The organism is Neoroseomonas soli (genome assembly GCF_018129065.1).
In the GTDB taxonomy this organism is placed as follows: domain Bacteria; phylum Pseudomonadota; class Alphaproteobacteria; order Acetobacterales; family Acetobacteraceae; genus Neoroseomonas; species Neoroseomonas soli.
This window is the reverse complement of record NZ_JAAEDM010000117.1, coordinates 1-11,031: the sequence shown is the minus strand read 5'-3', so window position 1 is coordinate 11,031 and position 11,031 is coordinate 1. Positions and strand designations below refer to the sequence as shown.

The window sequence follows — 11,031 nt, the reverse complement described above, 5'->3', positions numbered from 1 at the left end:
CAGTTCGCCGCAGCGGTGCGCGCCGGGCGGGACCTCGCTGCCGGCGTGGCGCGCGGGGCGGCGCCGCTGCCGCTGGTGGTGCTCGACCCCGGCCATGGCGGGCGCGACCCGGGTACGATCGGCGCCTCCGGCACGCAGGAGAAGCGCATCGTCCTCGCGGCCGCGCAGGAATTGAAGCGCCGGCTGGAGTCGACCCGCACCTGCCGCGTGGTGCTGACCCGCTCGCGCGACGTCTTCGTGCCGCTGGCCGATCGGGTGGAGATAGCCCGGCGGCGGGAGGCGGCGCTGTTCGTCTCCCTGCACGCGGATTCCGCGCCGGGGGCGCGCGGCGCATCGGTCTACACGCTGTCCGACACCGCCTCCGACGCCATGTCCGAGGCGCTGGCGCGGCGGGAGAACCGCGCGGACCTTGCCGGCGGCCTGCGCCTGCCCTCCGTCAGCCCGGAGGTGCAACGGATCCTGATCAGCCTGATGCGGCAGGAGACGCGGGCGGGTTCCGCGCGCCTCGCGCGCCTCGCGGTGCGGGAACTGGGCGAGGATGTGCCCCTGCTGCCCAATACCCACCGGGAGGCCGGCTTCGTCGTGCTCAAGGCGCCGGAAATCCCCTCCGCGCTGGTCGAGCTCGGCTTCCTGTCGGACCCGCGGGACGAGGCGGCGCTGCAGCGCGCGGACCATCGCGCCCGCCTGGCCGGCGCCCTGACGCGCGCGATCAGGGGTTGGCTCGAGGTGGCGTCCGCCCAAATACAGCCAGGATGATGCGGGCCTTTGCGCCGCCCCCGCATCGTCCCGGCCGCGCCATGTGTCGCGGCGGGCGGCGGGGCGGTGTATCAAGGATCCGATGACTGCCCCCGACCTCCGTGCCGATGCACCCCTCGACCCCTCTCGCCGTGCGCGGCGCGGCGTAGGGCCGGCTGCCCCCCAGGCGACGCCGGAACCCGAAGCGCAGGGGGCGGCCACCGAAGCGGCCCCACCCGCGCGGAAGCGGCAGGAGAAGCGGCGACGGCGGCGGGGCCTCGGGCTGTTCCGCCTGTTCTTCATGCTGCTGCTGGTCGGCGGCGTGGTCGGCAGCGTCGCAGCCTACGGCGTCTATCGCCAGGTGTCCGAAGACCTGCCGGATCACCGCTGGCTTGCCGACTACGACCCACCGCAGATGAGCCGCATCTACGCGGCCGACAGCCGGCTGACCGCCGAGCTCGCGACCGAGCGGCGCGTCTTCGTGCCGATCGAGGCGATCCCGGCGCGCGTCCAGCAAGCCTTCGTCTCGGCCGAGGACCAGCGGTTCTGGGAGCATCACGGCGTCGATCCGCTCGGCATCGGCCGCGCGCTGCTGACGGCGGCGGAGAACTACGGCTCCGGCCGCCGCATGGGCGGTGCCTCGACCATCACCCAGCAGGTCGCCAAGAACATGCTGGTGGGGTCCGAACGCTCCGTCATGCGCAAGGTGCGGGAGGCGATCCTCGCCGTGCGCCTCGAACAGGCGCTGTCGAAGGACCGCATCCTCGAACTCTACCTGAACGAGATCTTCCTCGGGCAGAGCGCCTACGGCGTCGCCGCCGCGGCGCAGGCCTACTTCAACAAGGGCCTCGACGACCTGACCGTGGCCGAGGCGGCCTTCCTCGCCGCCCTGCCCAAGGCGCCGAACAACTACAACCCGCTCCGCTTCCCCGAGGCCGCGCGCACCCGCCGCGACTGGGTGCTCGATCGCATGGCCGAGGACGGCTACATCACGCGCGAGGAAGCCCGCTATGCGAAGGCCGAGCCGATCGTGCCGCGCCCGACGCGGCGGCCCGACATCGTGCCTGTCGGCCAGCACTTCACCGAGGAGGTGCGGCGCGAGCTGATCCAGCGCTACGGCGCCGAGCAGACGACGATGGGCGGCCTGGTGGTGCGCACCAGCCTCGAGCCCGAGCTGCAGGCGGCGACGGAGCGCGCGCTGCACGACGGGCTGGTGGCCTATGACCGCCGGCGTGGCGGCTGGCGCGGCGCCTTCGGCACCATCGCCGCCGGCCCGACGGAATGGATGCCGGCGCTCGAGGCCTATCAGCGCCCGCCGGGCGGGCTGCCGGAATGGCGGCTCGCAGTGGTGCTGGAGGTGCGCAACACCGAAGCGCGGCTCGGCTGGATCGAGCGCGGCGATGCGCGCGGCGCGCCGCAGCCGCGCACGGGGCTGATGTATCTTTCGGACCTCGCCTGGGCGCGGCCGGCACGGGACGGGCGCATCGGCGGCCAGCCGTCCCGCATGCAGCAGGTGGCCAGTGTCGGCGACGTGGTCTTCGTCGAGCCGATGGCCTCCCAGACCGCGGCGCAAGGCCGCGCGGCACGGCCGGAGCGGCTGGAGCTGCGCCAGATGCCGCAGGTGGAAGGCGCGATCGTCGCGCTCGAACCGCAGACCGGGCGCGTGCTGGCCATGACGGGCGGCTGGTCGTTCGAGCGATCCTGGTTCAACCGGGCGACGCAGGCGATGCGGCAGCCCGGGTCCTCCTTCAAGCCCTTCGTCTACATCACGGCGCTGGAGCAGGGCATCCCGCCCAACCAGGAACTGCTGGACGAACCGATCGAGGTGATGTCGGGCGGGCGGATGTGGCGGCCGCAGAACTACACCGCGGGCCGGTCCTATGGCTGGGTGACGATGCGCCAGGCGATGGAGCGCAGTCTCAACCTCGTCACCGTGCGGCTGGCGCAGCAGGTCGGCATGGATGCGGTCTCCGATGCGGCGGCGCGCTTCGGCGTGATCCCGAACATGCCGCGCTTCCTGGCGAATTCCCTCGGCGCCGGCGAGACGACGGTGATGCGCATGGCCGCTGGCTATGCCGCCTTCGTCAATGGCGGGCGCGAGGTGACGCCGACGCTGATCGATTCCGTGCAGGACCGCCGCGGCCGCGTCATCTGGCGCGCCGACCGCCGGACCTGCGAGACCTGTTCCGCCGCCGGCCCGGACACCGGCCCGCCCGAACTCGTGGACCCGCAGCGCCGGCTGGTGACCGACCCGATCGCCGCCTACCAGATGGTGAGCCTGCTGCAGGGCGTGGTGCAGCGGGGGACCGGCGCGAACGCGATCGGCGACCGGCTGGGCCGCCCCGTCGCCGGCAAGACCGGCACGACGGACGACTACAAGGACAATTGGTTCGTCGGCTTCACCCCGGACATCGTGGTGGCGGTGTGGCTGGGCTATGACGACCCGCGCAGCCTCGGCAACGGGGAGACGGGCGGCGGCAATGCGGCGCCGATCTTCCGGGAAGTGGTGGCCGCTGCGCTGCGCGACAGCCCGCCGGTGCCCTTCCGCGCCCCGCCGGGCGTGGCGCTGGTGCGGCTCAATGTCGGCAACGGCTCGATCCTTGAGGCCTTCCGGCCGGGGACGGAGAATTCCGCCCGGCGCTGGAGCGGCGAGGGCGGCGGCGGCGGCGGCAGCGCGACCGGCATCGACAGCAGCCTGGGCGGGTTGTATTGAGCCGCCGCCATGCGTGCTGATGCAGAATCCCTGAACGAGCAGATCACCGCTTCGGTGTCCCTGCTGAGGAGGCATCTTTGACTGGGATGCCGCCGTCCGTCGCCTCGACGAGCTGAACGCTCGCGCCGAGGACCCCACCCTTTGGAACGATGCCGCCGAGGCCGGTCGCGTGATGCGCGAGCGTGGGCGGCTGGCCGACCAGGTCGAAGGCGTCCGTCGCCTCGAACGTGACGTCGCCGATGCGTTCGGGCTGATCGAACTCGCCGAGGCCGAGGGCGACCAGGCCACCGCGGACGCGGCGGTGGACGACCTGAAGGCATTCGCCGAGGAAGCCAAGCGCCGCGAGATCGAGAGCCTGCTCGCGGGCGAGGCCGACGCCAACGACGCCTATCTGGAAGTGAATGCCGGCGCCGGCGGCACCGAGGCCCAGGACTGGGCCGAGATGCTGCTGCGCATGTACGTCCGCTGGGCGGAGAAGCGCGGCTACAAGGTGACCGTGACGGAACGCTCCGACGGCGAGCAGGCCGGCGTGAAGTCCGCCACCATCCAGGTGAGCGGCGACAACGCCTATGGCTGGCTCAAGACCGAGAGCGGCGTGCACCGGCTGGTGCGCATCAGCCCCTTCGATGCGGCGGCGCGGCGGCAGACGTCCTTCGCATCCGTCTATGTCTATCCGGTGATCGACGACCGCATCGAGATCGAGGTCAATCCGGCGGACCTCAAGACCGACACCTTCCGCGCTTCCGGCGCGGGCGGGCAGCACGTCAACAAGACGGAATCCGGCGTGCGCTTCACCCATATCCCGACCGGGATCGTGGTGGCGTCCACGCAGGATCGCAGCCAGCACCGCAACCGCGCCATCGCGATGGAGATGCTGAAGGCGCGGCTGTACGAGCTGGAACTGCGCAAGCGCGAGGCGATCAGCGACGCGGTCGAGGCCGGCAAGACCGACATCGGCTGGGGCCACCAGATCCGGTCCTACGTGCTGCAGCCGTACCAGATGGTGAAGGACCTGCGGACCAGCGTGGAGAAGGGCAATCCCGACGCCGTGCTGGACGGGGAGCTGGACGAGTTCATGGCTGCCGCGCTGGCGCAGCGCGTGGGCGCCACGCGCAGCGACGCGAGCGCCGCCGCGCGCTGAGGCACTTGCGGGAAGGCGGCCGGCGAGGCCGCCTTCAGATGAGGCCGTGCCTCAGCCGGAAGCGGCGCATCCAGTCGAAATTCACCGGGCGTCCGCGGGAGATCAACTCGCGCATGATGCCGTTGCGCCTTTCGGCCGGCACGGTGTCGAGGATCCTCGTGCAATCGTGCTCGAAGAAGACGCCGCGCACCAGCAGATCCTTCTTCACGAGCGGGCTGCCCATCACGCGGTGGAACAGCCCGAAGCCGTAGTGGACCTGGCTGCAATTGATGATGAGCCCCATCATGTGGTTGATCAGGACTTCGGATTTCATGGTTTCCGACAGCCGCAGGAACTGCGCGTGGGCCTCGGCTTCCTCATTCGTCGGCACCGTGCGCGAGCGGTAGTCGCTGAGGCGCGGCGTGCGCGCGGGGGGCGGCGCGGATTCCGGCGCTTTTCGGTAGAGCAGCGCACCTGTCTTCACAGCGCCGGCGATGAGGTCATTGATCGCGTAGTCGCGGAAGGCGCCGAACGGGATGTAGCGGAGGTGCTCGACGAGCGTGTGGAACGGCAGGGCGCCCAGCCGGCTCGCGAGCTTATCGGCCGAATAGATCACATCGATGCGGTAGCCGCAGCGCCGGACGCATTCCGTGTAGGCGACCTCGCCCCGGCGAATGGCGTAGGGACGCAGGTCGTACGGGCGGTAGCGTCGCCAGAAGCGCTGCACGTTCCGATCCGCGAAGACGGCACCGGAAATGCTGAACGCATAGGTCCCGACGTGGTGGGCGAATTCGTGGTTCTCGAAGGTGCCCGCCACGTCGTAGCTGCTCTCGGCCAGCGCGGCGACCATGTCGTCGAGGCCCTGACCGCGCAGATAGATGACGCTGTCGTTGAAGTAGAGGACGCGCGACGGCATCAGGCCGCTGCGATGCAGATGCAGCGTCGCGGCGCGGTAGGCGCCCATGTCGCGGCCGATGTTGGGGCGGACCATGATGCGGTGCGCAAGTGACCGCAGCCGCGCGGCCTCCTCCGGCGCGAGATGTCCGTTGCAGACGACGATGGCGTTCACCCGCGCCCGCTTCAGCGCGGCGAGCAGATCGGTGAAATCCTCGGTCAGGCCGAATTTGGCGTATTTGACGACGATGGCGAAGCGATCGCCCTGGACGGGTGTGGTGACCTCGTCGGAGAGAATGCGCGGCGTGCCTTCGCGGATCACGGCCGGCGCCTGCGCGAGTTTCGTTCCGACACAAAAGGCACGATAGGCGAGATCGTTTACCGTGCGGCGAATACGCTGCATCGCCAGCCCTTCCGAGAGATGCGTGGGCTACTTATAGTGAAATAATAAGGACGGCAATTCCACTCATCAGCGAATTCCGCGAAGTGATGGAAGCCGGCCCGACGTCGCCCCAGGAGGCCAGGTTGGACTTTCGCAGCTACATCAGGAACGCCGTCGGCACGTCGCAGCGCGGCATCGAGATCGGGGCCTCCTATTCGCCCATCCTGCCGAAGGCAGAGGGCTATCGGACGCGAATCATCGACCACACCGATGCGGATGGGCTGCGCCGCAAGTATTCGGCCATGGGCGTGGACGTCAGCAGAGTCGAGGAAGTCGATGCCATCGACGATGGCGGCGAGTTCGGCGAGCTCGATGATTCGGGCGAAGGCTTCGACTTCATCGTCGCAAGCCACGTGTTCGAGCATCTGCCCGACCCGATCCACTTCCTGCAGCGCTGCGAGCGCGCGCTGAAGCCGGACGGGCGGCTCTTCCTGCTCGTGCCGGACCGGCGCTTCTGCTTCGACTACCTGCGGCCGACCAGCACCGCGGGCCAGATGCTCAACTCCTACCTGGCCAAGCAGCGCACGCACACGCCGGCGGCGTTGTTCGACCACCACGCCTACAATGCGCTGCGCGACGGCGTGCATGTCTGGGCGGAGAGCGAGGGCGGCACCTTCGCTTTCGGCGGCACCGCACGCGCCGGCTACGACATCGCGGCGCGGCGGCAGGAGGAGTATCTCGACGCCCATGCCTGGGTCTTCACCCCTTCGACCTTCCGCCTGATCGCCGAGGACCTGCGCTCGCTCGGCCTGATCGGGATGGGTGAGCAGTTCTTCCATCCGAGCATCGGCTGCGAGTTCCTCGCCGTGCTTTCTCCCGCGCAGGCGCAGGTGGGGCTCGACCGCACGGCGCTGGCGCTCGGTGCGGTCGCCGAGGCGCGCGGGACGGTGCCCGCGTCGGCCGCGCCGGCCACGCCGGCGGTGGATTTCGGCGACGAGACCTATGTGAAGTCCGCGCCCTGCGCGCAGCACGCGATCGACACCCTGTCCGATTCCTGGGTCGGGTCCTTTCCCGCTGCGCTCGGTGTGCAGGCGGGGCAGGTGGCGCTGCATGACGATGCCCGCATCACCTGGCTGGTCGGGCTGCTGGGCGGCAGCCTCAGGGACATGGAGGTTCTCGAACTCGGTCCGCTCGAGGCCAGCCACACGGCGATGCTGCTCGATGCGGGCGCGCGGTCGGTGCTGGCGATCGAGGCCAATCGCAGGGCTTATCTGCGCTGTCTCGTGACGAAGGAGATCCGCGGCCTGCGCGACGCGTCCTTCCTGCTCGGGAATTTCGTGCCGTATCTCGAGACGGAGCCGCGCAGCTGGCCGCTGATCGTCGCGAGCGGCGTGCTCTATCACATGACCGATCCGCTGCGGCTGCTCGAACTGCTGTCCGCGCGGACCGACCGGCTGTTTCTCTGGACGCATGTGGTGGATGCGAAGGCGATGCCGCCGGGCGATCCGCGGCGCGCCGCGATCCAGGGCCGGGAGGCGCGGGCCTGGCGCGACATGGACGTGACGCTGCACCGCCGGCCCTACGGCAGGGTCACGGACCCGGCCTTCTGCGGGGGGACCGACGAGGACCCGCTGTGGATGGAGCGCGACGACCTGCTCGGCGTGCTGCGGCGCCTCGGCTTCGACAGCATCGACATCGCGCATGAGACGCCGGACCATCCGGCGGGGCCGGCGCTCTCGATCCTGGCGCGGCGCACGCCGCGCTGATCACATCGGGTAGAGGTCGTCCGCAATGTCGTCGAGCGAGACTGGCCAGTCCAGTTTCGTCTCGGCGGTCTTGCGGAAGAGCGCGGCCGACATGAGCGCGCCGGTGTGCACCTCGCCGAAATTCGTCGCGACGTTGAACACCTTCGCGACGATGTAGGCGCGCGGGCCGTGCACGACGTCGAGCAGCTCGAAGCCGGTCGCGCGGTTCAGTAGCGCCTTCCAGGCATGGCCGGAGAAGCGGAAGTAGTCGCAGGGTTCCTCGTGCAGGGACCAGGTCTGCGGCGCCGCGATCAGGCCGATGGTGCCGATGCGCAGCACGCGGTTCATCTCCACCACCGCCTTCCACGGCATCAGCAGATGCTCGAAGACGGCGAAGGACATCACGGCATCGAATTCGCCATGCGGCAGGAAGGTGCTCGCGGCGTGCGCATCGCCCACGACGTCCACATTCTCGCCTTCCAGGATGTCGAAGCCGGTGTAGCGCCAGCCGGGCGGGAGGTTGCCCGTCTGCATGTTGCCGGTCCGGTTGCGCGATCCGATCTCGAGCATGTGGCCGGGCGGGAGGTCCCGCAGCATGCCGAAGAAGCGGTTGATGAGCGGCACCACGGGGTCCGCCTGGTCATGCACCCCGAGCGGGAGCAACTGCAGCTTTCCGTCGGCCAGCCGGATTTCCATCCGCGCGCCGAGCACCGCATTGGCATCGGGGCCGACAGCGAACTGCTCATCGAAGGCGCAGGCGGCGGCCGCGCTGCCGTGCTGACGGGTGAGTTCGGGGCTCGGCAGGTCGTGCCGGGCGACCGGCAGTCTGCGGCCGTCGCCGAGCAGGACAGTCAGCCCCGCGACCGGGCTCGCCCCGCAGAAGGCGTGGCCGGTCACGTGCAGCACGCCATGGAACAGGGAGAAGCGCTCGATCGTCAGCGCCGGTTCGGTATGGCCCTGGAGAGGCCGGAGTCGCCTGGTCGGCACGTGGTTCATCGATCTTCGGTCCGGCGGATGGGGGCAGAGGTTGGTGGCAACCTAGAATAGAAACTCACGCCGGAAAATTGCCTGCCTTGCCCCGCGGCTCACCCGTCGTTCACCATCCGCTGCAGGTTCCGCGCCATCCGGTCGATGTCGTCGAAGTTCGTCACCAGCGACCGCTTGTCCTTCGCCGTCTGGCGCAGCGGCGATGCGCCGAACAGGCGTGGCGCCTCGGCCGCCGGGATGCCGGCCAGCCTAGCGATGCGTTCCGCCGTTTCCGGCGTCACGCTCGGCCCGGCGATGAAGTCGGGGTAGGTGATCTCGAGGTAGCGGGCATAGCCGCCGAAGGCGCGCTGCACGAAGCGCCGCGTCCTGAGGATCGGCAGCATGTAGGACAGCGCCTGCTCCGCGCTCAGCATCACGCTCATGTCGCGCGCCGCGTCTTTGTCGTTGCCGGTGTGGTAGATGCCGCGCGCCTCGGCGATGACGTGGCTGGCGAAGCATTCCGCGAGGTCCGGGCGGACCAGGTGGATCACCGCCGCGCGGCGGGACTTCAGCCAGTTGGCCAGGAAGTTCGATCCCGGCGCGCCGACCGGCAGGGTCCAGACCGGGGCGAAGCTGCCGAGGTTGTTGTACATCAGGTCGAAATGCAGCGCCGCCGGCGCGACCTTGGCGCGCAACTGCTCGATGAAGAGGTCGAGGGCGCTGCCCATCTCCTCCGCCTCGAAGCCGAAGCCGCCGCGCTGCGCCACGAAGTCGGCGAAGAAGGTGCGGAAGTCGGAGCCGCCGGGACCGGGCTGGAACACCTCCCCCAGGGAACGGACCAGGCCGCCGGCCGAGAAGGAGGTGCCGAGGAACTTGGTGCCGCTGCGCTGGGTCGCGATGGTGACGAGAAAGGGGGGGCGGTCGTCAGACACTCCGGCCTCCCGCGGGTGCGGTGGGGCTGCTGCGATCAGGCACGATGCGGTGGACTCCCCCTGCGGATCGGGGCCGCGCGCGGCCCGTCTGCATCCTATGACATTCCCGTCATCGCCGCGAAGGGTGCCGGCGCACGCCGCCTTGACCGCAGGCGGGGCGCGGTCTACCGCCAGTGACGGCCGCGCCTGCGCGGCGACGCGGGGGGCGCGCGTTTGGCACTGACGGTCATGCATGTCTCGCATGGCGCCGGCGGCGGCGCGGGGCGCGCCGGGCGACGCGCGCATCTGGCCGCGCGCGGGGCGGGGATGCTCTCGGCCTTCGCCTTCGCCGAGGGTGAGCCGAGCGAACCCGACGACATCCTGCTGCGCGCGGTGCCGCCGTCCGATCCCGGCGAGGCCGCGCTGGCGCGGGCGCTGCGCGACAAGGTGCAATGGGGTGTGCTGCAATCGGCGCGCAGTGCCGAGACCAACACGCTGTTCTCGATCGCGCACCCGGGCCTCGCGCTGGAACGCCAGGCGCTGTTCGCGGCGGCGGATGTCCTGCACCTGCACTGGACCTCCTGGGCCATCCCGCCGGCGACGCTGCGCGGCTGGCTGGCGGAAGGGCGGCGGGTGGTCTGGACGCTGCACGACCTCTGGCCGATGACCGGCGGCTGCCACTACCCGGCCGGCTGCGAGCAGTACCGCACCGCCTGCCTGCAATGCCCGCAACTCGCCGATGCCTGGTCGCTGGTGCCCAACGCCTTCGAGGAGAAGCGCGCCGCCTGGTCCGCGCCGGGGGCGGTGATCGTGGCGCCCTCCCGCTGGATGGCGGAATGCGCGCGGCAGAGCGCCATCCTGCGCGGCTGCCGCATCGAGGTGATCCCGAATCCGATCGAGACCGACATCTTCGCCCCGCGCGCGGATCGCGATGCGCTGCGCGCCGCCTGGGGCATCGGGCCGGACGACCTGCTTCTGGTCGCCGGCGCGCATGACAACCGGGAACACCGCAAGGGCGGCGCGCTGCTGATGGAGGCGCTGCGGCGGGTCAGCGAGGACGGGCGCCTCGCCGCGCTGCTGCCGCCGGGCGGGCGGCTGGCCGTGGCGGGTTTCGGGAAATCGGCGCTGCCCGCATGGCCGGGGCTGCGGACACTGGCCTTCGGGGAGGTCGAGGCGGACGAGGTGCTGGCGGATATCCTCTCGGCGGCCGATCTCGCCTGCATTCCCTCGCTGGAAGACAACTACCCGAACGTGGCGCTGGAGGCGCTGGCCTGCGGCACGCCCTGCCTCGCCACCCCGGTCGGCGGGTTGCCGGACCTGGTGCGGGAAGGATCGTCGGGCGTGCTCGCGGACGCGGCGGAGGAGGAGGCGCTGGCCGAGGCGCTGCTGCGCTTCGTCGCCCGCCACCGCGGCGACATGGCGATGCGCGAGGCCGCACGCGCCCAGGCAGTGGCGGAAAACGCGCTGCCGGTGATCGGCGCGCGGCTCGCCGCGCTGTACGAGGACATCGCCGCGCCGCGCGCGGGCGCCGCGCCGGATGCGGCGACGCAGGCCCGCGCGCTGCG

Annotated in this window: 8 protein-coding genes; 5 read left to right on the top strand and 3 right to left on the bottom strand. The window is 70.7% G+C overall.

Features of this window, described 5'->3' with window-relative positions:
- From GXW76_RS23440 to prfB, 3 genes are all read left to right on the top strand, one after another.
- The coding region (locus GXW76_RS23440; protein ID WP_211864565.1) for an N-acetylmuramoyl-L-alanine amidase family protein at window positions 1-756 on the top strand (756 nt) is incomplete at its 5' end.
- A gap of 82 nt (window positions 757-838) precedes the next feature.
- The gene (locus GXW76_RS23435; protein WP_211864564.1) at window positions 839-3,448 is read left to right on the top strand and encodes a penicillin-binding protein 1A; all 2,610 of its coding nucleotides are present in this window, start codon (window positions 839-841) and stop codon (window positions 3,446-3,448) included.
- A gap of 9 nt (window positions 3,449-3,457) precedes the next feature.
- Window positions 3,458-4,589, top strand: a protein-coding gene (gene prfB, locus GXW76_RS23430; RefSeq protein WP_211864563.1) for a peptide chain release factor 2 whose coding sequence is annotated in 2 segments (ribosomal slippage) — window positions 3,458-3,526 and window positions 3,528-4,589 — 1,131 coding nt in all. Because the reading frame shifts where the segments join, the coding sequence is not laid out codon by codon here.
- Window positions 4,590-4,623: 34 nt separating this feature from the next.
- On the opposite strand, the gene GXW76_RS23425 is transcribed toward prfB, so the two are convergent.
- Window positions 4,624-5,865, bottom strand: coding sequence for a rhamnan synthesis F family protein (locus tag GXW76_RS23425; protein WP_211864562.1), 1,242 nt, complete (start codon window positions 5,863-5,865; stop codon window positions 4,624-4,626).
- 122 nt (window positions 5,866-5,987) lie between these two features.
- Here GXW76_RS23425 and GXW76_RS23420 point away from each other — a divergent pair, with 122 nt between their 5' ends.
- Window positions 5,988-7,610: a methyltransferase domain-containing protein gene (locus tag GXW76_RS23420; RefSeq protein ID WP_211864561.1), complete on the top strand. Its 1,623-nt coding sequence runs from the start codon at window positions 5,988-5,990 to the stop codon at window positions 7,608-7,610.
- Here the strand turns inward: GXW76_RS23420 and GXW76_RS23415 are convergent, their stop codons facing one another.
- Together GXW76_RS23415 and GXW76_RS23410 are read right to left on the bottom strand one after the other, a co-directional pair.
- On the bottom strand, window positions 7,611-8,585 hold the full coding sequence (locus tag GXW76_RS23415; protein WP_211864560.1) for a methyltransferase domain-containing protein: 975 nt from the start codon (window positions 8,583-8,585) through the stop codon (window positions 7,611-7,613).
- An 89-nt stretch (window positions 8,586-8,674) separates the two neighbouring features.
- The gene (locus GXW76_RS23410) at window positions 8,675-9,487 is read right to left on the bottom strand and encodes a hypothetical protein (RefSeq protein WP_211864559.1); all 813 of its coding nucleotides are present in this window, start codon (window positions 9,485-9,487) and stop codon (window positions 8,675-8,677) included.
- Window positions 9,488-9,715: 228 nt separating this feature from the next.
- Here GXW76_RS23410 and GXW76_RS23405 point away from each other — a divergent pair.
- On the top strand, window positions 9,716-11,031 hold a 1,316-nt coding region (locus tag GXW76_RS23405), incomplete at its 3' end, for a glycosyltransferase (RefSeq protein ID WP_211864558.1).

What these genes read in the sequence shown, in the direction of transcription:
- GXW76_RS23435 (WP_211864564.1), top strand. Translation starts at nt 839, where the DNA reads ATGACTGCCCCCGACCTCCGTGCCGATGCACCCCTCGACCCCTCTCGC.
- GXW76_RS23425 (WP_211864562.1), bottom strand. Translation starts at nt 5,865, where the DNA reads ATGCAGCGTATTCGCCGCACGGTAAACGATCTCGCCTATCGTGCCTTT.
- GXW76_RS23415 (WP_211864560.1), bottom strand. Translation starts at nt 8,585, where the DNA reads ATGAACCACGTGCCGACCAGGCGACTCCGGCCTCTCCAGGGCCATACC.